General features: G+C 45.2%; 16 protein-coding genes and 2 pseudogenes. 2 read left to right on the top strand and 16 right to left on the bottom strand.

Going from position 1 to position 26,272, the window contains the following annotated elements:
• Positions 1 to 2: 2 nt before the first annotated feature.
• Genes MKX60_RS20990 through MKX60_RS20980 form a run of 3 tightly spaced genes read right to left on the bottom strand, consistent with a single transcriptional unit; the run spans position 3 to position 3,090 of the window.
• Positions 3 to 821 carry a carbohydrate ABC transporter permease gene (locus tag MKX60_RS20990; RefSeq protein WP_076299829.1) on the bottom strand — a complete coding sequence of 273 codons (819 nt, stop codon included), beginning with the start codon at positions 819 to 821 and terminating at the stop codon, positions 3 to 5.
• Positions 821 to 1,702 (bottom strand): carbohydrate ABC transporter permease, encoded by an 882-nt coding sequence (locus tag MKX60_RS20985; RefSeq protein ID WP_076283699.1) that lies wholly within the window; start codon positions 1,700 to 1,702, stop codon positions 821 to 823. The genes MKX60_RS20990 and MKX60_RS20985 overlap by 1 nt, the downstream gene beginning before the upstream one ends.
• 38 nt (positions 1,703 to 1,740) lie before the next feature.
• A complete protein-coding gene (locus MKX60_RS20980) occupies positions 1,741 to 3,090 on the bottom strand; it encodes an ABC transporter substrate-binding protein (RefSeq protein WP_076299828.1) in 1,350 nt (449 codons plus the stop codon).
• Between the two features lie 217 nt (positions 3,091 to 3,307).
• On the opposite strand from MKX60_RS20980, the gene MKX60_RS20975 reads away from it, so the two are divergent.
• Positions 3,308 to 5,092 carry a sensor histidine kinase gene (locus MKX60_RS20975; RefSeq protein WP_341060862.1) on the top strand — a complete coding sequence of 595 codons (1,785 nt, stop codon included), beginning with the start codon at positions 3,308 to 3,310 and terminating at the stop codon, positions 5,090 to 5,092.
• Positions 5,085 to 6,704 (top strand): response regulator, encoded by a 1,620-nt coding sequence (locus MKX60_RS20970; RefSeq protein ID WP_076299826.1) that lies wholly within the window; start codon positions 5,085 to 5,087, stop codon positions 6,702 to 6,704. Before MKX60_RS20975 ends, MKX60_RS20970 begins: the two co-directional genes overlap by 8 nt.
• A gap of 133 nt (positions 6,705 to 6,837) precedes the next feature.
• On the opposite strand, the pseudogene MKX60_RS31735 reads toward MKX60_RS20970, so the two are convergent.
• The 13 genes and pseudogenes from MKX60_RS31735 to MKX60_RS20910 all read right to left on the bottom strand — a co-directional run.
• Positions 6,838 to 7,347: pseudogene (locus MKX60_RS31735) on the bottom strand (chitinase N-terminal domain-containing protein); the annotation flags it as partial.
• A gap of 306 nt (positions 7,348 to 7,653) precedes the next feature.
• Positions 7,654 to 11,382: pseudogene (locus tag MKX60_RS20965) on the bottom strand (CBM96 family carbohydrate-binding protein); the annotation flags it as partial.
• 178 nt (positions 11,383 to 11,560) lie between these two features.
• On the bottom strand, positions 11,561 to 13,294 hold the full coding sequence (locus tag MKX60_RS20960) for a hypothetical protein (protein WP_076299824.1): 1,734 nt from the start codon (positions 13,292 to 13,294) through the stop codon (positions 11,561 to 11,563).
• 89 nt (positions 13,295 to 13,383) lie between these two features.
• On the bottom strand, positions 13,384 to 14,970 hold the full coding sequence (locus tag MKX60_RS20955; RefSeq protein WP_341060860.1) for an extracellular solute-binding protein: 1,587 nt from the start codon (positions 14,968 to 14,970) through the stop codon (positions 13,384 to 13,386).
• A 62-nt stretch (positions 14,971 to 15,032) separates the two neighbouring features.
• On the bottom strand, positions 15,033 to 15,923 hold the full coding sequence (locus MKX60_RS20950; protein ID WP_341060859.1) for a carbohydrate ABC transporter permease: 891 nt from the start codon (positions 15,921 to 15,923) through the stop codon (positions 15,033 to 15,035).
• A gap of 4 nt (positions 15,924 to 15,927) precedes the next feature.
• The gene (locus tag MKX60_RS20945; protein WP_341060858.1) at positions 15,928 to 16,902 is read right to left on the bottom strand and encodes an ABC transporter permease; all 975 of its coding nucleotides are present in this window, start codon (positions 16,900 to 16,902) and stop codon (positions 15,928 to 15,930) included.
• Between the two features lie 201 nt (positions 16,903 to 17,103).
• Complete coding sequence (locus tag MKX60_RS20940; protein WP_076283709.1) at positions 17,104 to 19,416, bottom strand: helix-turn-helix domain-containing protein; 2,313 nt, start codon at positions 19,414 to 19,416, stop codon at positions 17,104 to 17,106.
• 183 nt (positions 19,417 to 19,599) lie between these two features.
• Positions 19,600 to 20,403, bottom strand: coding sequence for a polysaccharide deacetylase family protein (locus tag MKX60_RS20935; RefSeq protein WP_076283710.1), 804 nt, complete (start codon positions 20,401 to 20,403; stop codon positions 19,600 to 19,602).
• Positions 20,396 to 21,454, bottom strand: coding sequence for a glycoside hydrolase family 88/105 protein (locus MKX60_RS20930; RefSeq protein WP_076283711.1), 1,059 nt, complete (start codon positions 21,452 to 21,454; stop codon positions 20,396 to 20,398). The genes MKX60_RS20935 and MKX60_RS20930 overlap by 8 nt, the downstream gene beginning before the upstream one ends.
• Positions 21,455 to 21,792: 338 nt before the next feature.
• On the bottom strand, positions 21,793 to 22,707 hold the full coding sequence (locus tag MKX60_RS20925) for an N-acetylneuraminate lyase (protein ID WP_076283712.1): 915 nt from the start codon (positions 22,705 to 22,707) through the stop codon (positions 21,793 to 21,795).
• Between the two features lie 30 nt (positions 22,708 to 22,737).
• Positions 22,738 to 23,523: a carbohydrate ABC transporter permease gene (locus MKX60_RS20920; RefSeq protein WP_340974848.1), complete on the bottom strand. Its 786-nt coding sequence runs from the start codon at positions 23,521 to 23,523 to the stop codon at positions 22,738 to 22,740.
• A gap of 169 nt (positions 23,524 to 23,692) precedes the next feature.
• Positions 23,693 to 24,637, bottom strand: a complete 945-nt coding sequence (locus tag MKX60_RS20915) for a carbohydrate ABC transporter permease (RefSeq protein ID WP_076283714.1) — start codon at positions 24,635 to 24,637, stop codon at positions 23,693 to 23,695.
• A gap of 84 nt (positions 24,638 to 24,721) precedes the next feature.
• The gene (locus MKX60_RS20910) at positions 24,722 to 26,095 is read right to left on the bottom strand and encodes an ABC transporter substrate-binding protein (protein ID WP_076283715.1); all 1,374 of its coding nucleotides are present in this window, start codon (positions 26,093 to 26,095) and stop codon (positions 24,722 to 24,724) included.
• Positions 26,096 to 26,272: the final 177 nt, after the last annotated feature.

Genomic DNA, 26,272 nt, shown 5'->3' with positions numbered 1-26,272 from the left:
ACTCATCCTTTCACTGCCCCAGCCGTCATCCCCGAAATAATCTGCTTTTGGGCAAGAAAATAAACGATAACAACGGGAAGCGATATGATAATGACATTCGCGAACACAAGATTCCAATCCGAGCTGTGCACACCGAAAAAATTAAAGATCGTAAGCGTTAATGTGAAATTTTTGGTACTGTTCAAAAAATAGATCGTTGTTCCAAAGTCATTCCAAATTGCCATAAAGGTAATGATAAAAAGCGTGACTGTGATGGGTTGAAGCAACGGAAAAATTATTCTGAAAAACAGCTTTATCGGATCACAACCGTCGAGTATTGCAGATTCATCAATTTCTGCCGGAATACTTTTACAGAAGCCCATATATAGAAAGACGCCCATGGGAATATTCGCTGCAATCAAGACGAGAGCAGCTGCAGTGAACGATGAAATATTTAAGTAGTGACAGATGAAATACGTAGGAATGATCTGCCCTGGGATAAAAAGTCCTAGAATAATGAGTGAAGACATGATCGATGATACCCTATGTTTACGTCGTTGCAACACAAACCCGGTCATTGCACACAAAATGATGATTATAAGAACACTCGGTACGGTGAGGAGCATGCTGTTTTTAAACGCTGTCCCAATTCCGCCCTCTTTGAACATCGTTGTATAGTTTGATATCGCTTGCCATTGCGATGGAAAGTGCAAGTTAATCAGCGCAGCGTCCTCTTTATTCTTAAACGAGTTGATAAGGATCATATAGAATGGAATGATGACGACAAGACTGAACAAAAGTCCGAGTGCTTCGACTCCCCAGTGTCCTTTTTTTCGCTGCATCACATTTCCACCTCCTTGGTGGACAAAAACTTATAAACTGGCAATACAACAAGAAGCACGACGATACACAAGATAATACTTGCTGCAGAACCCTCGCCGTAGCGGCCGCTACCAAATGATTTGTACACGAGTGTACCAAACACTTCGGTTGCCGAACCAGGCCCTCCTTGCGTCACGGACTGTACAATATCGAACGCTTTTAGCCCACCAATTAGATTAACGACCATTGCATTAGTAAAGGCAGGCATTATCAGTGGGAAGGTCACATATTTAAATTTCATCCATGCCGTTGCACCATCAATTTCTGCCGCCTCGTAATAACTTTCAGGTATGGTCTGCAGTCCTGCAAGTAAGATCACCATCGTAAAGCCTGTCCATTTCCATACCTCAATGAACGCGACGGAGAATATAGCGATTTGTGGATTCGTCAGCCAATGTTGTGCGAATACATCCAGCCCAATGGTATCCAAAAAGACATTCATGATACCTCGAGTCGGATGCATGATCGCTGTAAAAATAATACCCACAGCAACACTGCTAAGCACAGCAGGCAAGAAAAACACCGTACGAAGAAAATTGGTTGTTCTAAGTTTGTTATTTAAGAACACAGCCAATAACATACCAAATACGACTTTTAATGCTGTGGTGACAAAGGCAAATATAAATGAATTTTTAATCGCAATATTCAGATAACTGTCCGTAAACACATTGATATAATTCTGCAACCCCGCGAAGGAGGCTGCAGAAAATTCAAAGTTACGTATATTTAAAAAAGAGAATCCAAATCCCATCATGGAAGGCAGTAAAAAAAACAGTCCATAGATCACAAAACATGGGATAACCATCCAGTAAGCATAGATATTTTTGAGTTGTTTTGGCATTAGATCACCCATTTCAAGTATTTCGATATCAGTTACGTTTATTTCCAGTTCGGATCTTGGGCTGCTGTTGCGTTTCTCGTGGTTTCTTCATCCATTGATTGGAGAACTTGATCTACGGTTTTAGAGCCCACGTAATAATCTTGCAGAAACTTGTCGTAAGAGCCGTAACCATAGTTATTTCCTGTTCCTTGCCATAAGGCTATACTCTTACCTTCTTTCATCAGATTCAAGAGATCTTGGTGTCCTGGTGAAAGATTCACTTTTACATTTTTATTAATATAAATACCTGTTTGAGCATCAGCATAAATTTGCTGTCCTTTGGTAGAGCTAATAAAATCAATTACTTTCTTCGCAGTGTCAACATCTTTTGCGCTGGTCGTAATATGAAGGGAGGCTGGCAAAGAAGAGTCCGTGAAATTTTCACTCTCATTATACAAAGGCAATGCAAACGCCCCGATATCCTGTACTGCATCCGGATACTTACTTGAAATTTCATCAATTACCCAAGTTGCATTGACATACATACCAGCATCGCCCTGTGCCAATGCGGTCTGAGCCATATCGTATGTATCCGATAGGTAAGTTTCATTAACATAACCTTTATCTATCATTTCTTTAGACTTTGCTATGGCATCAGCAAAATGTTTATTTTCCGCATAATTACGTTTGTTCGTATTCATTTCACCCCAAAATTGACTATATGATTTTCCACTTTCAAATACTTCTTTATTAAATCCAAAATGTGTGAAGGACTGAAGTGTCCACGCATCCTTACCGGAATAATAAAGAGGTATTTTTTTGATCGTTTTTATCTTTTCAGAAGCAGCTAGAAATTGCTCCCAGTTCGTAGGGATTTCTGTGATACCCGCTTCTTCGAATACTTTTTTGTTGTAAAACACACCTAATAGGTTGGTTGTATCGATTGGCATGCCGTATAGTTTACCGTCGTAGCGATATCCACCTTCTTCAAGTGTAGCAGCGTCATACTCCGATTCACTAGAAAGTGAGCCCATATCCACGATTTTATCCAGTGCGTTTACCTGTGTATCAATCCACTTTGCGCCATAAGTTTGAATTATGTCTGGTAAATCTCCTGTGGCAAACCGTGCTTTGACCACATCTTCGCCTTGAGAGCCTCCTGCTATTTTTTGAATATCCAATTTAAATCCAAGCTCCTGAGAGTTTTCATTGACATAGCTTTCAAGCGCTTTCCATCCATCCTTATACCATTCTGTAAATGTAAGAACGGTAACAGTTTTCACATCATTTGTTGCGTTTGGACTAGGATCCGATGATTTGGATGAATGAGCCCCCTGCTGTCCGCAACCAACCATGGATAGCGCCATGACGGATGTAAGCAGGATCACAAACATTTTTTTGGATTTCATTTTGTAACCTCCCTTATGTAATGTACTTTCATCTTATCAGCATCTGTCATGCGAGGAATTGTTCTTTTTTAAACTGAACTGTCCTTTTTTAACTGATTTTCACGTTCTGCTCTACCATCAGGGATTATGCATTGACTTCTTGAAAGATGGAGTGATAAGTTCGGAATACGAAGTTCAATCATCACATCATTCGCTTCAAGAAAGGGAGATACAGCCCGTGCATAAACTTCTACGACATACCTTACATAGCCTGCAATTTAAGATAATAGGTGTAACATTGACGCTGTTTTGTATATTTACGACGGCTACGACTTATTATTGGTACGATAGCTTGACCAAACAGGCCACGACCACATCTGTAAATAACTTGTATGCCATGCTGCAAATATCCAATAACAATTTTGAAACCGCTCTCAAGGATATTGACCGCGTGACAGCACTCATTTCCAGTAATTTTGGGAACAACCTGAATAGTCGGATTTTTAATTATTTGAAGTATAAGAATGTTGGGGATGCTACCTTGTTGCAATACCGTCGCGAAGCTGAAGACTATATGATTAGCTTGTGTAATTTTAAATCTTACCTTAATGGGATGGCGGTGTATGATCTGGAAGGCAATAGCTTGTCCTATGGACCCACCATGAATGGAAAGGAAGTTTTGAAGCAAGATTGGTACGAAGAGTTGAAGGCATCAGATACTGCAGTGAAGTTTATACCGCCTCATTTCTATAGTTCATATCGTAGGCAGGACTCTGATCTTGTATTTTCAATTGCACGCCCAATCAAGTACCATGGAGAGTTGATAGGTCTTGTGATCGCCGATATTAAGATATCCATGCTTAACGACATGTTTGGTATTGATAATATCAATGATTATGCGGTGTTCGTAATGGATGAGGAAACCGGTACGCCTATCTTTCCTGCTGGGTCCGATGCCCACAAGCTCAATGATACGGAAATGAGCTCACTAACAGACAAAGCGTCTGTAAGTGACGGACGGTTTGTCACTATGTTACGTGGAGAAAATAGTCTTGCCGTTTCACAGAAAATGTTCCTAACAGGATGGAGAATCATTGGTTTCGTCCCATTTAACGGAATACTAGCTGATTTTCTCAATACACGCAGTCAAGTCGTTATCATTGCCTTACTGTGTGGCGTAATGTTTATATTATTGGTTTCATTGTTTACATTTTTTCTGTCCCGTAATTTACGTAAGCTTTCTCGTGCAGTCACAACAATTGACCATGAGAATCTAAATCTCGACGTAGATATCCGTTCAAAGGACGAAGTTGGGCAGCTCTACCAGCAAATCCGTATTATGATTATGCGTATTCGCGAATTAATCACAGGTATACATAATAGTGAGCAAGAGAAAAGAAAATCAGAAATGCGCGCCCTGCAAGCACAGATCAACCCGCATTTTCTGTACAATACTTTAAACACGATTAAATATCTCGCTACGCTGCGTGGCGCACAAAATATTGAGAATGTATCCATTGCACTTTCCGATATGCTACATGTGAATTTGAGCAACGATCGTTTTATTACGGTTAAAGAGGAAATTCATTATTTACAGCAATATCTTGAAATCCAAGAATATCGTTACAGTGGAAAATTCACATGTTATTTTTCGGTGAGTGAAGATGTTCATGATAAGATGGTTCCTAAGCTCTTACTACAACCAATTGTGGAAAATGCTTTACTCCATGGTCTTGTGCCACAAAATGAAGTTGGAATTCTTCAAATACGTGTATTCACTGAGGACGATTTGTTACGAATACGTATTAAAGATAATGGGAAAGGGATGACAGAGGACGATCTCACCGCGTTACTCGCTTTCACAGCTTCAAACACAACTCATATCGGACTTGCCAACGTCCGTGCCAGGCTTCACCTACTCTTTGGAGAACTTAGCAGCTTTACCATGTGGAGTGAGCCTAATCTATATACAACCGTTGAAATTGGAATTCCAATGATCACAAAGGGGGTGCAATATGATTAAAGTGATGATTGTGGAAGACGATGTCCTTGTACGCAACAATCTCAAATACATGCTCAGTACGGAGCTGGTGAGTGCGGTAGGCAGTGCTGAATACATATTATGTGGTGAAGCATGTGACGGCCAAGAAGCTCTCGATAAAATCTCGAAGTGTTCGCCTGATATCATACTCTCAGACATGAAAATGCCGAATATCGATGGGCTTGCCTTGTGTGAGAGACTACATATCGAGCATCCTCATATTCAATTTATTGCGCTTAGTAACTACGATGACTTTAACTATGTGTATGGTACACTGCAAAATGGAGCCGTCGATTACATTCTCAAACATAAAATATCAGCTGTCACGTTGAAGGAAGCGTTGAATAAGGCAAGTCGTTCGCTGACACAGAGCCCCAAACAACCTGACCACATGCTTGACACCAACAATATCAATGCGTTGAAACAAGAGTTTCTTATTCAGTTGCTGACATGTTTTTATATCGATGATGATGAGATCGCCGCACATATCCAAACCCTTAAGCTCAATTTAGATCTCTCTCAAGTGTTAGTTATGATCATGTGCATCGACGACTACCAATCCATGGATCTGAAAAAAACTACACTGTTGCGTTTTTCTGTTAACAATATTATTTCCGAAATTCTTGAAGATCAGCAGAACGGAGCGGTATGCCCTATTGTCAATGAAAAGTATGCTGTTTTTCTCTCATTCGCGAATATCGTTAGCCAAAAAAAGATTCAGGATATTATACAGAATACGATGACACGAATCTCATCTTGCATGAAGAACTTTCTGAATCTTTCGGTCAGCTTCAGCATCGGCAACATATGCAGTCACATCCAGCAACTTCCGCAAAGTTATCAGCAAGCCGAGAAAAAGCTGAAAACCAAGTTTTATTACGAGGCTGGAGCTGTATTCACTAGCTCGGATGAACAGCAAGATGCGGCGATGCTGAACTACTTTGACATCCAGAAAGAATCAACGCTCACTCATCTGATTTCTATTCAGGACCGTGAAGGAATCTGCACCATGCTATCTCATTTATTCAGCGAAATTCGAGCAAATAAACCACCGCTTGCGATTGCACAAATGGTCTTCACCGATTTACTCAGTCTTATTAACAAGATTTGCAAAAATCATTCGATCGATCTACGTGAGGTTTATGCAGACCCAATCTTGCCTGATAAGCATCTGAGTGATTTTTCATCTCTGTCATCCGTACAGGAATGGCTATTATCGCTATTCGACAAGCTCTGCGATGCGCTTGCGATGCATGAAGCATTGCCAACCTCAATCTATGTAAAAGAAGCACTAGCGTTTATCCATGTGCATTATACAGAAGATATTTCACTAAGCCTGATCGCTGACAAAATAAATATTAGCAACGTTTATTTGAGTAAGCTTTTCAAACAAGAGATTGGTATTGGCTTTGCTGAGTATTTGATAAAATACCGATTAAAGCTAGCACAGACACTCTTGGATCAGCATAGGCTCTCAATTCACGAAATTGCCACGGCAAGCGGGTTCAAAGATTATATCTATTTTTTAAAAACATTTAAAAAGCACGTTGGTGTCACGCCGACTGAATATATAAAAAAAACCTGCAACATTTGATCGATGATTATCAAACTCAAAAATAAACTAAAACGCAGTCACAGCAGCTGCGGCAGAAGCCCGAATGCTCAACATGTTGAAGACGCCAATACCACGTGATGTATTGGCGTCTTTGTGATTTAGCGGCTAAGGATTATTGCACGTGTACGGTGATCGTATTACTCGATGTCACGCCAGCTTCGTTCACAAGCTCGCATCGATATTCATACATGCCCGCCGGTAGATCACGGATCTCCGTTACTGCCGATTGCGCTTGAGGTGTCTTATTGGTGAGCGTCTGGGTATCGATGAGCACGCCGTTCTCATAAAGCCGGTACGACGACCCATTTGTTCCCCACCACATGTTCATGCTCACTTTGAAGGTTCCATCCCCATTCCAGTTATCATGTGAGAGAACTGGTTGGCCTGGATCAGCATCGGTCACGCGCACAGTTAGTATGTTGCTTCGCGTGGTACCGAATGCATTTGTCAGTTCAGCGATATAGCGGTACGTACCGTTTGCCTTGTACGTCACGGAGGTGACTGTGGATTGGGCTTGAGGTGATGCGTCTTTGAGTGTTTGTGTATCGATGAGTGCATCATTCTCATATAATTTGTAAGTTGTACCGTTGTTTCCCCACCACATGTTCATCTTTACGTCATAAGTTCCGTCCATTAAGCCTGTATTATGGCCGTTATTGCTTGATAGTTCGGGTTTACCGGGACCCCCAGAAGCATTCGCCACGATGTTGCTTACCTCCGCTTTCGCCGTACCCGTGTTCCCTGCTGCATCAACGAATTCGAATGTGAAGATGCCATTCTCCTTAAACGTATAGCTATCTGCTCCCTCATTGTTCGTTATCGTAACCGGCTCACTTGCCGTCATTGTAGCGATGACCTCTTGTTTGGTCGGTTCCGTAGTGCTGTATACAATTGATGCCGTTGGTGTAGTCTTGTCTATGCGGAAGGTGATTTTCTGGTTTGCCTCCACATTTCCTGCTCGATCCATCGATCGATACAGTAGGGTATACATACCGTCTTGTTCAAAAGTCAGAGGAATCGTGTACGGCAGCCATATTTTCCCGCCATCTAAACTGTATACCACGGATGCTACATCGGACTTGTCATCGGTTGCGCTCAGTGTCGCTTGTACGCTGCTCATATACCAACCGTTACGTTCCGTCCCTTCGAGTGAAGCGATCGTCGTCGGAGGGGTCATGTCAGTAACAATCCACTGCATGGAACGAAACTTGGAAGATAACTTCCCGTCGCCGATTCCTCCTCCCCATTCAATGAACCCTTTTCTGCCGGATCCGTCATTGTCATTAACAAGCAACGAGAAGCTGATGTTCCCGTTCTTCTCCGGCTTAATCGGTGCGACTTCCGACCAAGGGAGAGATAGTTCGTAGATCGTATTCTGCTCTTGATCTCTTGTAATAGCTAGCTGACCATTGGTGATGGGTCCTTTAATCACGCCCGGAGGGGCATTCCAACTGTATATTTGCGGACCATCAGGTGTTTGAGAAATTCCGATTTCGTACCAATACGGTTCTTCACCCGGAAGGCCATTCGCAATGGCAAACTGAATGCTGTCGTTGTTCCAAATATCGGCACCCAGGAAAGAAGAATAATGCACATTGTCCTTTACTTTCGCAGATAGATAGAGTTGGTTTGTATCGTAACTGATCCAGACATTTCCGCTTAAATCTCCTGCACCTTGATAGCCTGTCATTTTGACCGTACCCTTCGACAGATCGATCGGAGATGCGCTGGCTGCCGTGTCCGGATCCAGCACTCCATCTACTGCAACAGACCTAAGGGGCACAGGATTAAATTCGGCAGATCCCGTGTAGGTATACGGATCAAAACCATCGACATTAACTGTCACTTTAATTGTACTACTAACACCAAGGCTAATGGCAGATAGGGGGAATTTCACGGAGGTAGATGCATCAGCTGGAATCGAAACATTCAGAACCTCCGATCCGGATTGGGTTCCGAATCTCCATTCCACTTTATTAATCTGAATCGGCTTGGTTGTGGATTCGTTCTTAATTGTAACCATAAGTGCTTTGCTGCTATCCGATTCATTAAGAGTAGGTCGTACCTGAACGTTATACGATGGAAGTGTCGATGCCGAACTTCTCAACAGGCCGACTCTCTCGCTCCCATTCATCAATACGCCTGTAATAAGACGAGTACCCGGTTCGTTACCACTCGGCACGCTGATTGTTTCCGTCGTTTTCTGACCGCTAGGTGTAGACACCGAATAGTGCTGTCCTTCTACAACTAGATTGAAATCAAAGTCATCGGACATCTTGTTATCCGTCTCAAGGGCGAGTGACATCGAATCACCTACGTGTGATGACTTACTTGTTAACGTAAATGTGGAATCCTTCTCAATACCTCTAACTTCTCCTGCCACAAAAAAGGGTTCATTGCTTAATGTCACAAATACGTTGCCATTATACGGCGTGTATGTGTGCGTATTTCCCATCATATCCGTGATCTGAATCGGACTCGGCGTACGTATGACGACTGGCGTCGATGTGCTTGTTGTCCATAAGACACGAACCGGTTCACCATTTTTATCGAACGTATAGCTTCGAATATCTTCTTCCGTGACATCCCGCGCAACGAACTGTACGTTGTTCAGTATCCTTGTCATAGTCGCAAAACTCGTATAGGCGGGCTTTGGCGTAAGGCTCCCTAACGGATCGTTCGGATTTCGCAAAAGGCCGAAGTTATCTTCATTAATATTTTGGATCCCGTCATTGATCAGGTCGTACCATACAACCTGATCCACACCATTCGCGATTGCAACGACATAAGCGCGAAGCAAATAATTGGCTTGGGTCTTCTCATCCACGCCGCGGGCATCAAGCTGGGTTGGCCATCCGGTCTCATTAATCCAGATCGGCTTCAGATTTCCGTTGTTGTACTTCAGAATCAAATTTTTCAAATCAGCAATCTGGGTTTCATACCCTTCCGGCGCACCGGGATATAGATAGGGATGAATCGAGAACCCATCCATATATGACATGCCGCCCAGCTTAAGCACATCTTCAATCCATTTGAGATTACCCACTGTCGATGTGCCAAGAACAGGCAGTTCAGGGTACATAGGTTTGATCGTCTCATACGTTTTCTTCAAGAGTGGATAATAGAATTCTGGTTTGGAATCGGCTGGCCCATTGCCGCGATCTCCGAAGCTGCCATAAAATTCGTTGTATACTTCAACGGCATCCATCTGGCCTTGGTAATGATCGACGTAAGCCTTCATATAATTGGCGAATCCTGTCCGCCCGGCATCTGTATAAGGGGTACTGTTATTGTCGTAATTGGGGTTAGTGTATCCGGATACATAAAGGAAATCAAAATCGTCTGAATCTAGCATATTCATGTAATAGTCCGGCTGAGGGGTAAAGGTGTAGTTCCCCTGCTGTCGCTCGATGCCAGGCCACTCATAGCCGCCCCGCACCATGCGGATGCCGGCATCCTTCATCAGCTTCACGATATCAGGAGTCATGGCCTGTGGAAAACGATGCAAATGAGTCGATACTCCGAACGGAGCATGTTCATTTCCCGTTGCATCACGAGTGGCAAGTACAGTGAATGGTGTTTTAATTAATACAGGATCGCTCCCTGCAAGATCGGCTCTGACATGCAGTGTGAAATATCCATACGTGGAATGTGGAACAGTCCATATGGCTTCGTTATGAACCGTTGGTGCCACGCCTTCCGATACAAATGCTCCTTGATAATCGTAAACAGACCATGCGACAGATGGCCTCGCCGTTCGGACTTTGAACTGAATCGGCTCACTGTTCGTATAGACATTCCCTGGACGGGTCTGGATCAGCTTCGTCGTTGGTGTCGCTGCTGTAACATACGGACCATCATTGCTCCATTGATTCTGGGCGTTTCCGGCTTCCACTTTGAACGTATAATTCTGACCTAGCTGCAATCCCGATACGGTGTAAGAAGTCGTTGTTCCATTCACCGTCCCTAAGATGCTGCCATTTCGATACATCGTATAACCGGTCACGCCAACTGGGTCGGTTGCTGTGGACCATTCGAGCTGTAGACCAGACTCCGTTATATTGGTGACGCTCAGTGCTCCACCACCTTGCCAACTCGGTGCATTTGCATTCGTCCTATTGGAAGAAATGTCCAGGTAGGGCTGGTTGACGATGTTCTCCCTGCTGTTGATAGAGACCGAATGGCCTTGCGCCGCCTGCTGTATCAATGCTAGGCTTGCTATACCGTCTGCAGCCTTTTGCTGTTTGACAAAGGCCGTTACATCCCATTCTTGCCAGCTTGCCGTCTTACCGACATTAGCGGAGGACAAATAATGATTGATGTCAGGTTTATTGTTCCAGGTCACTGACTGCTCTTCCCAGGTGTCGTCCTCCATGCCATACGCTTGAACGCCGATCGTCGAATTCTCTGTATCGATTGCATATACCTTTATTTTGGCCGTGCCAATCTCTCCGGTAATGGAGCTAAGATCGAATTTTAAATACGTTTGCCGATTTAAATTAATATCCGCGTTATAATTTTTGACAATGAGCTGATTAGAGGTCCCATAATTTTTACTCGCATTCCCTCCAGCATTGACATAGGTATCTTCGAGCGGATTCAACTGGACAACCGTGGGAGCAGTATTAGCAGAGGCGATAGAAGACGTTACGAACATCGGTGCAGGCCATGGCAGTACAAGACTATGAAGCAAGGCTAACGACAATGCTAATCCCAAGATACGATTGGAGGCTTTCGTTGAGCTCTTATTGAACACCCTTCTCACCTCAATTATTTATTGTTAATCTACTTGATTTCACGTTCACAAACTTCAGAACTTACGTCCTCCTTATTTGTTAATTATGAAATAATACGACCCGTTCGGATGGCTTCTTCGCTAGCTTCAATGTTAGTGATTGGTCAGGCGACTCCAACGATGTTTGAACTTCATGTTCCGAGATAGAGAGCGACGACCTTCTGTCGGAATCCTCGTCCGGTCCGCAAAGCGTCAATGCAAACATGAACAACGCTTCGTTCATCGCATGGAAGTCAATCATCGAAGGTTCTCCTTTGTAGAGGACGTAATCCAAGCTAACAACCGGACCCTCTTCGACCAATTCCCAATGAAACGCACTGAATTCATCCATCGCGCCATATAAAGCCTTGACCGATAACGTCATCTCTCCAAGATACGTTTGGAATGCATCTTTGCCGATCTGTTTCCATGCAGGTACATCACCAGTACTGCCAATTTCAAGCCGGATTCGCAGATCTGACGCCGTCATTCGACCGTGGATAGGATCCAAATTCACATGTGTATCTCCGCCGTCCAGAGCGAATTGGATGCCATATAGTACGGAAGCTTGCTCCTGTACACTTGTATACACCGCCGAACAGAAGTCGTAACCGTCATGCAGCACCCGAAGCTGGATATAACTTCGCCCCTGATTTCCGGTGTGAACGTAACCCAGCAGATTTCGGCACTGCTTCCACATCACATTATGATTGAACGTGCCAAGCGTGAACTCAGAAGTCATGTACGTATAAGCCTTCCGCGTCCGGAACTCGTGATAAGAAGGCAAATCCTGCCTCAGTTCCCGCTCAACAATACTGGTGAACAGTCCATACAGCCGCTCCGGACAGACGATGCCTTGCGCATACCATTCCAGTCCATATACGAATTCGTCATTGCTTACAAATGACACGTCACCTTTACAGGCCATCTGAAGGAATGAGAGATGCGAATTACTTAGGAATGTCTGGTATGAACGGGCGTGGGGTCCGGACCATTGCTTCAGCAGCGGGTGGAAATGCTCGGCAACCATCAGCCAGGTCGCCTCTAACATCTCGTTCGCCAACCGCTTGGCCTCTGCTGTATTCGAATACATCACAAGTGCGGATAGTTCCAGAATGGCTACCGTACTGTACGCCGGGCTATTATATTCGAGGAATGCGCCGGTCTGCATAGAATAATCGTATAGGCGCGTGAGTCGTTCCAAGCCATACTCGAAATAAGTGCGGTTCTTTAAGCGTTCGCCTGCAATCAATGTAACGAATGCCCCCATAATCGCAATATTCGTGTAATCAGGTCCGACATTTCTTTTGATGATGGCTTCGCAGCTATGGGAGATCGCCTGGCTTGTTAATTGCTCAAGATCGCCCGGAAGTCGGTTGCTATGACGTATCAACACTTGCAGTAGTCGCCTCCCGATGAAATCAGCCCAGTTCCAATCCGGCGGTGACATCATGGACAGAGGCTCCTCAAAGTACCATGACCATATTCCGAAGGTAGGCGAATCCAGCTGCTGATCCTGAAGGGATAGAATCGTTCGCAGTATTTCGAACGCCCGATCTTTATAAGCATCTTCATGGCAATCCAGAATGGCCAGGGCATAATCCAGAGACTCCCGGATGGGGTGAACATTTTCTACATTTCTAAGCTTCGTATGATACCCTGGACTCGTAAACGGTGTGCGAAGCAACTTGATCTCATCATTGTAATTCACATGTTTGGGTTCCAATGCTTTCTTGAGGAAGGGAAGCCACTGGGTTTCCTCTTCGTGTATTCTGCTGAATTTCGTGCTCGACATGTTTTTCCTCCTTAGCTTTACCTGGTTACGGTATACTTCTGATCCTTTAGGCAATCAGAAGTATACCTACCGAGTGTTTCAACAGCGTTCTAATTCAGATTATCTTTGTTTGCGTCATACCACGCTTGCGCGAGCCTCTCCACATTGTCGCCGCCAAGACGCTTCCATTCTTTCTGTAACTCGTTCAGACCTTGTGCAGGCGTCATCGAGTTTCCGCCGGTCACAACCTTCGCTTCAATCTGTTGTGCGATCGGATTAAATGTCGCGATTAATTGGGTCAATTCCGGGAAATCAGGATTAAAAGGGATATCTCTGCGGTATTTATTTTTCATGACCAGTTCAAGCGACTTACCCTTCTCTTTGGCATAATTTTGTGACTGCTCATCCTTGGCCGCCATAGCGAGGAACGTCTCTGGACGTAACACATTATCGAGCATGATCGCATATTCAGAAGCATAGGCAACTTCATTCTTGAATTTATCCGGGTCGGTTTTCTGCCGGACGCCGTCGACTATGTTAAAGTGGACGCCTTCTTCGCCATACCTGAGCGGTTCCCAACCATCCTGCAGCATCCAATCGATAAATTGAATTGCTGATTTAATCTGATCTTCATTCATTTTGCTATTGAACGCGGTGAATACGCTCGGCGGTGCCTCTTGATACAATCCGTTTTTGCCATATTTGCTGCTGATCGACTCCAATGGAACTAGCTTTGCTGTGGGATCATTTTTTATTAAGTTATTATTCAACTCTTCGATATCCCAGTTGGCAAGGTAGATGCCAGCTTTGCCTGTCGTCAGCAGTTGACCTGAGCGCTGGAAATTCGTATCCGTGATATATTCCTTGTCGATTAATCCTTCGTCGAAGAGCTGCTTCTGGAAGGTTAACGTATCCACATACCGATCTAGCGTTCTGCCGAATTGCAGTTTGTCATCCTCGACGTACCATTGGTTCTCGCTTGTAAAAAAGAAAGCTTGATCAATCGAGTTGGAACTCACGCTTAATGCGATCGGTACGGTGTCTGCTTGACCATTGCCATCCGGATCCCCCTCCTTGAACTTTCGGGCAACATCGATGAACTCTTCCACGTTTGTCGGCGCTTTCAGTCCAAGCTTATCCAACCAGTCTTGACGTATCCACATCCCGTGGTTGGCAAGCGTTTCCCGTGCGAACGACACCGTATAAATTTTTCCGTTAAAATTCAAGTAGGGCAGTAGCTCAGGATGCTTCTCTAGATACGCTTTGTACGTCGTACTATATTTGTCGATATAATCGCCAATCGGTTGGATTGCGCCTTGATTTGCCAACTGACTGATGTAATTCCGATCGTATTCCCAGATTAGATCAGGTGCTTCCCCAGCGGCGATGAGTGCGTTCAACTTCGGCTGTGCTTGATTCCGCGCAATAGGAACCCATTTCACATGGACGGGTGATTTCTCATTGATCCACTTCGTCCAGCGATTATTCTCGTACGTTCCTTCTTCTGTCGGCACTTTCCCACGATCAAACATCGAAATGCTGATTTCTTTCTTGTTTTCCTCGTTTACTGTAGCAGCTGTGCCCGATGAATTAACCGGTTGCTCCGATGCAGTTTTGTTCGAGCTGCATGCGGCCAGCATCGTCACGGACATCGTGATCACCATCATGGTCATCATGGCTTGTTTCAGCTTCTTCATCGTTTCATCCCCTTTTTCCTATTGAACTATATCAAGAGCCTTCAGCCCTGTGATATCAGTCGTCAACCCTTGACCGACCCAATAAGTACACCTTTGACGAAATGTTTTTGTAGGAATGGATACATACATAAGATCGGCGTGACAACGATGACGACGGCAGCCGCCTTCAGCGCCTCTGGTGTCAGGAGTACCTGCTCCAACGCCTCATTTCCCCCCATGTTGTTCAATAAGTTACTGTCCACCAGACTAATCATCTGATATAGCTTGACCATAACGGTCAGCTTCGTTGATTCTGTGATATACAGCATCACGTTGAAATAACTGTTCCACCAGCTGACAGCGTAGAACAGAGACAACGCCGCCAAGATCGGCTTGCACAGCGGCAAATAGATTTGTAAAAGGATCCGCCAGTCGCCCGCGCCATCGATGGATGCCGACTCCTCAATTTCCTCCGGCAAGCCTTCCATAAACGTCTTCATCACGAACATGTTATACGTACTGATCAAGTCTGGAAGCCATACCGACCAATATGAATTCATAAGCCCAAGCGACTTAATCAAAATAAAGTTTGGAATCAACCCAGCGACAAAGAGCATGGAGATTGTAATAAACATCAGCAATACACTTCGTCCCACCAATCTCTTCCTTGAGAGCGGGTATGCTGCCATAACCGTCATTACTACGTTTAATATTGTTCCGATAATCGTAACGACGACGGTATTTCCCATCGCTTTGATGAGCTGTCCATCATCGAATAGCCGACCATAAGCAACGGTATTGAATTCAATTGGCCACAAGAACACTTCACCGGACGTAATTGCCCTGCTGCTGCTGAAAGAAGCCACGATTTCGTACCAGAAGGGGAATAAGGTTAACAACGAAATAACACCTAGGATTGCGTAAGCGCTTACCATTGCGAGTTTATTTAAGAGTCTTTTTTCGGTTCGTATCATTGGATCACCACAACCCCCGTTCCCCGAAAAGTCGGATCAGTCGATTGACGCTGAGAATAAGAATGACACCAATGATGGATTGAAACAAACCGATGGCAGTCGTGTAGCTGTAGTTCATGTTCTGAAGCCCTACCCTATACACATACGTACTAATGACATCGGCCACATCCAGTACGGAATTATTCTGGAGAACAAGGGTCTGCTCCAATCCGACATCCATCATTTGTCCCATTCGAAGAACGAGCAAAATGGCTATGGTACCGCGAATACCAGGCAATGTGATATGCCAGATTTGCCGCAGTTTGGCGGCGCCGTCGATTTTAGCTGCTTCATAGAGCTGAGGATCAATCGAAGCCATGGCCGCCAGATAAAGAATGGTTCCCCAACCAGCTTCTCGCCAAATCCCTGCAATGGTATAGGCAATAGGCCACCAGAACGAATCTGCCATAAAATAGATGCTTTCCCCGCCGGTTATTTTCTTCAATAGAAGGTTCACGATTCCCGTACTCGGCGATAACGCAGCAATAACAATGCTCCCTAGCACTGCCCACGACATAAAGTGGGGAATGTACAGCATATTTTGCACGATCCGCTTATACCAGTTACGACGTACTTCATTTAATAAGAGCGCTAGTAGTATCGGAACAGGAAAGCCGAACACCAGACTATACAAGTTAAGAACAAGCGTGTTTCTTAGAATCCTCCAAAAATCTGAGCTTGCGAAAATCATTTGAAAATGTTTGAATCCAACCCAAGCGCTGCCGAATACACCGTCCGAGAATCTGTAATTTTTAAAAGCAATGACCTCTCCGACAATGGGCACGTATTTAAACAGAAAATAAAATCCGATGACAGGCACAAGCATAAGATATAAATGTTTGTCCTGCAGCATTCTACTCCAGATCGACCGCCTGTGTGTTCCGCTTCGTACTACATGCGATCCGGCCTGCGATTTCGCTGTCGCTAACCTCCCCTTCATATGTTCTCATCCTTTCACATCATCTCGCCTCACCCTTTCGCATGAAGACATGCGACTGATGAGTGCTACGATTCAAATTGTAGGATAAGAAGCCTTAACCCGGAAAGAGACGCCTTATGCTATGAGTGACTTTTCTTACAAGATGTCGGGTCGCATTTTTTATGCTTCGTTCATTTTTTTGTGATGAGTTTCGTAAAAATCTTATTCCACGGTGATTTCGGCATTCGTATCTAGCATCCAATCCCGATGTTCCGAAGGCGTCATGCCTGTATATTTCTTAAATGCCCGTAAAAAGCTTCGAGTATTGTTATACCCAACCTCTTCGGCAATATCGTTGATTTTGCGATTCTTATCTATGAGCAAACCAACAGCAGCTTTAATCCGTGTCTCAATCAAGTAATCAATGAAGTTCTTCTCGGTATGCTCTTTGAACAATTTGCTGATGTACGTAGGAGTGAGCTCAAACTGATCAGCCAACTGTGCAAGTGAAAATTCGCTTTCTCTATAATGCTCCTCGATATAGATCAACATGGCCTCGATCAATTTATTACTGCCCCGCTGCTCCCGCTTCTCTTTTACTTTGCTTGCTATCTGCGTAAGCACGTCCAGCACGATCTGCTCCAGTACCTTCCAATCATGACAACGGTTCATTCGTTCGTGTAGATTGCCCATGCTATCTAGTACTTCGTCTGTTTCAATGCCTGTCACAGCAATGGCCTGCAACGATTTTATCACCAGCTCATAGGATAAATGCCGGATGAGTTCCGGGGACAGACTGTTCCCAATCGCCTCCTGGTATAAGAGTGCAACAGTTATCCTGATTTTCTCGATCTCCGTGTGCCTAAGCGCTTCAATAATGCGCTCTGTCATTTTAATGAGCCGGTAATAATATTGATTATCCGAGCCGATCAAATCTTCAAATGAGATAACGGCATGGCTGCCGAACACCATGCGATATTGCAGTGCTTTTTGTGATTGCTCATACGATGTCGGAATATCCTTCATATCGAAATAACATCTACCTACCCCTGCCGTTACGCATAGTCCGAACTGATGCTTCATAATGTCCAGAATGAGTTCAAGAATCGTTAGGGCATGCAAATGGTTCTGTTCCACATCTCCTTCTGCGAAGCTAAAAATAATGGCAGATCTACCTGAACCTAAATCGATTGCAATGCCGGCGGTCTCCATATTGATCAACTCTTCGGCGACATTACAGAACACATAGGTATATAGCGTCTCATCCTTGGAGCTCATACTGCCTTCTTTCTCAATCTCAGCTGTACAGACGACAAACATGCTCGGATGCAATGGAAACCCAGTAAATTCTAACTGGATGCTTACGGACGAATACTCAGTTCGATAACCCGCTAACATATCCATCACGATTCTCCATTTCAGGATCGGCTTGGAGTCCCGAACTCGCTGCTCCAACTGCTCGCGATCCATGAACATTTGATCAAATACCGTCTCTAAATAATCAAGTCTGGCGGCGTGCTCCGGCTTCATTGGTTTGAATGCGCCAGTCATTTTATTTGCCAAGCGATCCAGCGGTCTAAAGGTTCGACGGTTCACGTAGAACAGCACGGATAATGCGAGTACGACCATCAAGACAACAATCCCGATCATAAGATTTCGAATCGATGCTAATGGATGGTACAACTGAGTCTCAGGAATAACGCTTACAATTCTCCAACCCGTATAATTGGACTTCGTATAGAAGATGGACTGCTTGCCTCCATTCCATTCGACTGCGAATTGCCCACTCCCCTTCTCACCTAGTATCCGGTTGATGTAAGGAATGTCTGTCATATTCTTATATAATTGTGATTTGTCATCATGCGTCACGATGTTCCCTTTGTCATCGATGATGAACGTATGTATTCCTTCTTGATTGCCATCGAACACATCGCTAATCATGCGGTAGAGTACCTCTTCATTAATATTGACAGCTACAAGACCTTTCCGGTAAGCCGGACTACTAATTAGCGGATAGGGTCGGATTAATGTGACGACATCCTGCATTTTCTCCCCATCCCATATCTTGTGCGTCGCGATCCACTTCGTATAACCATCCATATCTAGATAACTTCCTAACCAATGATCTTCTGACTCGTTTTTGTTGATATAAGCTTTATCCGTTAATACATCACCGCTCGTATTCGAGTAAATAAAGACGGAGGAAAATTGATTGTTGGCATGAACCATCGTTTTCAATTTGTTCGATAAACCGAAGAAATTCGCATACTTCTGTGAGACATCATCGTAACTGTCATACATGAAATACACGTATTCAAGTTGTTCAGATAAATTCAGCAAATCTTTCTCTGTTGAGCGAAACACGAGTTCGATCTTATCGTCGATCTGCTTGAGTAGCGCAATATGTGTATCTTTCAAATCGCTACGCAGACGTCCTACCATCCCGAAATAAGACAAGCTAAAGGTAAGGATAATAACGATGATAAAGATCGATCCATAAATCATCATAACTTTCCCCGAAATACTTAAGCGCATAACATATCCCTCCCTCAGCAGATGATTGGATGTCATTCATTTCGTCGTGAATTCCTATATCACTCTTTAAAATTCTAGAAATAGAAAAACTCCCTCCTGTTCCATCGTTTCTCTCTAGTTAAGAGCCTTGATGGACAAAAGGGAATCTATCTTGATTACGAATTCGTTGTTTGCGTGGTCAGATTACCGTACCAGTATTATTTGACTTCCGCCTTTCACTTCAATGACTTCACCATTCACTTCCAGCCATATCGAATGATAAGAGGGATTGTATACAAGATCCATCGCAGCAGAAAATCGTAGGCTCTGATAGATTCGCATGTAATCTACGATTTCGATGTTCGTCGCGTACCATATATCCTCACGACCACTAACCGATTCACAAAAGCTCTCGATTAGTTCCCAATTACTGTCTTGATCGAACTCGTAGCTGTGTCCCCAGATATACATCAAATAAAGATGCTGTCTTCGACCAAGCTGCTTGAATGTCTCGGTCAACGCAAGAAGGTTTTGGTTGTGGTGACAGGTCGGGTTCCACGCGAAGTAATCATCTGGCAGGTGAAAATTCCCATGACTTAGGACGTTTCTGGCATATTCGATCCCGAGGTGTGGGAGCATCTCTTGGATCTGGCGGTTGAATGAACCGTTGGGATAGGAAAACCCTCTGATCGGGTAGCCTGTGACTCGTTCTATAGACTTCCTGTCTTCAATTATCTCACCAACGATTTGCTCCCTTGAACATCGTGTTAGTGTCGGATGCGTAACCGTATGCACCGCGATTTCATGGCCTTTGTACAGATCCTTGACTTCTTCCAAAGGAATTCGTTCGTGATGTCCGGCCAGGCCTGAATTTAAATGGAAAGTTCCTTTAATGCCATATTGATTGAATAAGTGCAACAATCGTCTATCGGCTGATCTTCCGTCATCATAACTCATCGTGAGTACCTTATGTTTCCCCTCAGGGAACGTCAGTTGTACATTAGGCATAGAATTTTCCACAGTCTGCGTGTGCGAGTGATAACAGAATAAGAGTTAGCCCTTGGCCATACAGGGTCGGAATGCACGGAATTTCATCATAGGCCGCAATGCTCGGCATAACTGGCGTTCCTCCAGATACCCCTTGTACTGTACCGTCAGGGTCAATCCGATCTATAACGCCATGCAATGCCAGATTAATGGCTTTCTTGTATGAATCATCCAGCCAACCTAATCGCATACCAGCTAACCAACCCGCCGCGATGCCTGCGCTCCCGGATGTCTCCTTATAAAATTCGGATTGATCCATGACGGTACTCCACATGCCAGATACCCCTTGGAAATGCCGTAGTCCTGCTGCAAGCCGCTGGTATCGTTCTACAATCTCATCTGAAAATGGCGTCGTGGTACCAATCTCCTCCGCAATCCAAGGAATTGCGAGGATGACCCATGCATTCGCACGCGTCCAACGAGCGGAGGACATATGATTCTTCTCCTCACAATTCCAGCCATGGAACAATACACCCGTTGACGGATCCTGAAGCACACGTAAATGGCTAAGTAGTTGGAATTCCGCTTCTATCGCGTATTTGTGATCACCAGTTAGCTTTGCAAGTCGAGCCAGAAAGAGTACGGTCATAAATAAGCTGTCCGCCCACACTTGTTCGGAAAACTGAACATTCTCCGTGACTGTATGCTCAAAAGTACCTTCCCGCGTGCGTGGTGCTTCCGTTAGCATCCAATCCCCGACATTGAGCGCGGTATCCAAGTACCAATGTTCGCCCCCCAGCCGATACAAATCAGGGAAGATCGCATACGGCGCCATGGAATTGATGACATTTACTTGCTCACTCAATTGTTTATTTCGAGCCGTCCATTGAAGCAAATATTCGATGGCTTCATGATTGTTCATTAATTTGCCGTAAGCCAGAATTGAAATGACGCCGACGCCCGGAACCCAATCCCAGCTATCGATACCCATTCCCCAATCATTCGTCGTCTTATCGATCATCCGATGATAGACGCGATCCGCTAGTTCAGCTAGTTCATCTTTTCCCAACATCTAGATCCTCTCCCCTGAACAAGAATCATACTTTTGTTGTTCCCTTTCAAAAGGCTCTATTGTAAATGTAAAGGATATCCCCCTCAAAACTTGAGTAAATGTTCAGGTTTTATGGGGAATTTCCAAATTAGCAAGAAAGCATTGGAATAACACATGGTAATATTCACTTACTGCTCATCATTCCTTTTGGAACAGAAGCGCATATCATGGGTTTGTTTTTCCGTGACGGATTTATTGGACAAAACAAGATATTTTTGCCTGGAAGGTGAGGGCAAGCTGCTAGTTGCGCCGATCGCATGTATTCTTTACATCCTGGCTCCATTGTCATCATCAATTTATTACACTTGATAAGCCGATACCTTCAAAACAGCACTTTTTTCATAAAACGTTCGGATTGCCGCTGTCTCTACCTCCGTCAGTTGCTTTAGCGGCTGCCTTGCTCTGTACGAGCGGATAATGCCCTGTGCATAGCAAATATACTTCTCATAAGGGATCACATCGAAAGACACCATATTCGCAATGACCTCATTCGCCTCGCCCTGCAGTTTTGAAAGACTTGACCAGTTCCCATGTTCCGCTTCTTGATACATCTGAACGAATAACGGAGCCATCATATTATAGGTGCTGCCTATAGCGCCGTCGGCTCCAGTGAGCGCGCCAGCCGCATACACCTCATCATGTCCGTTAAAGATTAGAAAGCGGTCTCCGCAGCGGGCACGAATTTGCTGCATCTCGAACAGGTTGAGGGATGTGAATTTGACGCCGATGCATTGGGGATACTGGGCCATCTCTTCGTAGAAATCCATCGATAATTGGACGCCTGTCGCTCCCGGGTAATGATAGATAAGCATCGGCAGCGGGACAGCGGCCATAATTGCAATATAGTGTTCCTTGATCTGTTCAACTGTCGTCTTGTAATAAAACGGCACCACTGCCGACATCGCATCGACGCCCTGCCGTTCGGCATGACGCGCCAACTCGATTGAAGCTTCCGTACCTATGGCTCCGACGTGGGCAATGATCGTTGACTTCCCCTCCGCCGCGCGGACGACTGTCTCCAGCACCTCTTGCCTCTCCACCGTATTCAGGATGAAGCCCTCACCAGTACTTCCGCCTACATAAAACCCTTTAACGCGCTGGCTTTGCAAATGTCGAACTAGACGGGCAAGTGACTCATGATCAATACTACCGTCATCGTGCATCGGCGTAATAAGCGCGGTATACACGCCTTTGAAATCATAAGAATTAGTCATCTCTATCGGCTCCTTTTTTAAAAAAAACTATCAACCCTTTACGCTCCCTGCGGTCATTCCCTCGATCAAATATTTCTGAATAAATGCGAAAATGACGATAATCGGTAAAATAACGATAACCCCGCTTGCGAGCAATCCACCCCAGTTGGTCGAACCCATGCTTTCCATCAATTCGGCGATGCCGACCTGAACGGTCTTTGCGTCGATAGAGCTGGTTAAAATGAGCGAGTACTGGTAGTCGTTCCATCCGAGAATAAATGCATATAGTGTGATTGACACCAACCCCGGCAAACTAAGCGGAATAATGACTGTGAACAGCGTCCGCCACTTGCCTGATCCGTCAATCGCCGCTGCTTCCTCCAGCTCGGGCGGTATGGTACGGAAAAACCCGCTCATAATCCACACACCAACAGGTATCGTCAGTGTCCCGTAAATTAAGACCAAAATCGCTTTCGTATTCAGCAGTGAAAACGCTGCCGCTATTTTGTACCAGGGAATCATGATCAACGGACCCTGAATCATCTGGGCCAGCACGATTAGCACGACGACCAGGCTAACGCCGGGTACCTTATAACGGGCCAGACCATAGCCGCTAATGCAGGCGATGGCTCCTGTAACCAGTGCGGTGATACCGCATACGATAATTGAATTGAGCAGCAGTCGGGGCAGCTGAAATCCTACATCGCCAAGCGCCCATCTGTAATGATCCCAAGTCAAATTGTCCACGATCCAGGTCGGAATCGTTGAGAACATTTCCGTGTCCGACTTCAGCGTCGTGACGATCAACCAAGCGAACGGCAGCAGCGTGAATACCATCAACAGCGCCAGCCAGACATAATTTGCCGTTCTTTGAGCAAAAGACTCTTTCATAAGTCACACCTCAAATCATGCATCGTTGTTAGTGGTACTATCCTGCATAGTACAAGCAGGACTAAGACTCGTTAGAACATCGTTTTAATCGGGTATAATATCGTTCCTCTGATGCCTATTCTAGGTTTCGGCCGAACAGACGCGAGTAAATACCGACGAGAATCAATACTATCGCCATCGACAGCGTAGCGATGGCCGAACCTTTGCCGAGATCGAAGTAAACGAATGAATTCGTATATAAATACGTCGGCAAAATACTGGTCGAATAGCCCGGTCCACCGTTCGTCAGCGCCCATATCATTTCGAATTTTGTCCAGGAGGAGACAATGCTGACAAGCCCGGTCACGTACATGATCGGCTTGAGCATTGGCAGCGTAATCCGGGTAAACCTCTGCCACGCGGAAGCCCCATCCATATGCGCCGCCTCAATCATTTCTTGGGAGATGCCCGTGAGTCCAGATAGCATCATCAGCGTAATATAGGGGAATCCCTTCCACGCCGACGTTAGCAGCAGTGCGGGCCAGACCAGTTGTTCATCTCCAAGCCAGACGATATTTTCCGAAATCAAGTGAAACATTTTTAAATAATGATTGAATAGTCCGTAATGACCGTCGTAAATCCACTTCCAGACAATGCCGATAATGACGACCGGCGATACCCATGGAACCATCATCAATCCACGCCACAACCCTCTGAACCGTATCTTGCTGAACAGAATAATTGCGGCGGGTATTGCAATCGCGAATTGAAGGGCAGTGGAACCCAGAACCCAGATGAAGCTGTTCCAGAAAATTTGCCAGAAAGCTCCGTCATTCACGAGCAGCTCCTTGTAATTGCCGAAGCCGTTGAATGACATGCCACGTCCGGAGATGAGCGAATAGTCGTACAAGCTCAGCCGGATCGTTTCCACAAGCGGATAAAATTGAAATACCACAATATAAAGGACGACGGGCGCCAGCAAAAAATACCCGAAGCCGAATTCCCGAAAAAACGCCGAAACGCGTCCCCGCTGTCGGTTGAGCGGCGGATCCTGCCTATCTAGCCTCAGTATGTCGGACATTTCTTACGCTTCCTTTCCTTCACCGGTCCCATAACATCCTGTGAAGCTGCAATGGCTCGGCATGCAGCTCCAACGGAGTCTGGCCTATTCCAGTTTTGCCTTGATTTTGTCAATGCCGTCTTTGATGGAGGCATATGCCTCTTCTACCGTCACTTTGTTGTTAAGCAGCTTGGCCATCTGTTCCTGAACGATGACTTCCATCTCGCTTTGTCCCGGAATTTTGTCCATCGGAACGCCGGATTCATCCAGCAGCTTGCTGAAGTCGTTCAGCATCGTCTTGTGTCCCTCTATCGCTTTTGGATAAATTTTTTCTGACTTCTTGATAATTTCATCGAGGCTTGTACTCTTGATCGCCGTCACGTTGACGACGGACGCTGCCGTGCTGTTGAATTCCTGGGATGACCATTCCTGAATGAGTCTCCAGGCGACTTCCTTGTTTTTACTGTCCTTGAACATCGCGATACCGACGTTCGATACCGGCGCTTTGGCTGATGTGCCTGAAGGCCCCTTCGGATACGCAATCGTACGGGAGACATTGACGATGTCTGGGTTAATGCTGTATACATTGGCTGTAAAGAACGTTCCCGCCGCAATCATGCCAACCTCGCCATTGCTGTATGCGCGAAACATTTCCGGGTACCCCCAGGTCAGATGCGCTTTCGGCTGATAAGGCTCCAGATTTTTGAAATGCTGAAGCGTTTCCAGGTATTTGTTTTTGCTCTCAGCTGACGTATCGCTCAGCAGCAGATTATTGCTATATGCGGCCGTGAACGGCACACGGAATGCGAACCGGGCTGTTCCAAGCGGATAGCCGAAACCGTACTTGCCGTCTTTCGTCATCGCCTTGGCTGCTTTCTCAACATCCTCCCACGTTTGCAAGTCCTCCAGCTTCATGCCTGCTTCGTTCAGCATTTTCTCATTGACGATCATCGTGAAGGAGTTCGCTAGATTCGGTACAGCGTACAGTTTGCCGTCCTCTTGGGCATATTCCATCGTACCCGGCAGAAAATCGTCCTTCTTCAAATGCTCGCCTTCTTGCTCAAAATAGGGGGTCAAGTCTTCCAAGCCGTTCAATCGAACCAAATTGGTGATGTCTTGCGTTTGTGTGAGATCCGGGACGTCCCCCGAATTTAACATGACGGATAGTTTTTTCTCCATATCGGCCCACGACAGATACATGTACTCGATATTGACGTTCGGATATTTTTCCTTCATTCTCGCCTTGAATTGTTCAGCCAGCTCTTTCTCCGCCTCCGAAGTTCCCGGATAGACGAACCGGATGTCAGCCTTGACTGTGTTCCAGTCGATGGCCTCTCCGCTTGCCGCCGTCGATGGCGGCTGGCTGTTCTTTCCATTCTCTGCCGCGTTATTCCCGCCAGATGTTCCGCATCCGCTCGCTAACAGCGACAGTGCAACAACCACCGCGCCGAACCCAAATCTCTTTTTCCCCCTGCGCATATCTGATCATCCTCCCGTTTGGACTTGTCTTGCTTGTGCACAATCCCATCTTACCCGCAGATTCGATACGCAACAATGCGGCAATTTCAAGGTTTAGTGGACTTCGTCAAGTAACTGGTTTCGATCTTCTACCTCCATATTGAATGTAGAGAAAGGATTTGCTAATGTAACAGTATA

The sequence above is a fragment of the Paenibacillus sp. FSL R5-0914 genome (assembly GCF_038004525.1).
GTDB lineage: Bacteria > Bacillota > Bacilli > Paenibacillales > Paenibacillaceae > Paenibacillus_AQ.
This window is presented reverse-complemented; position numbering and strand designations above follow the sequence as displayed.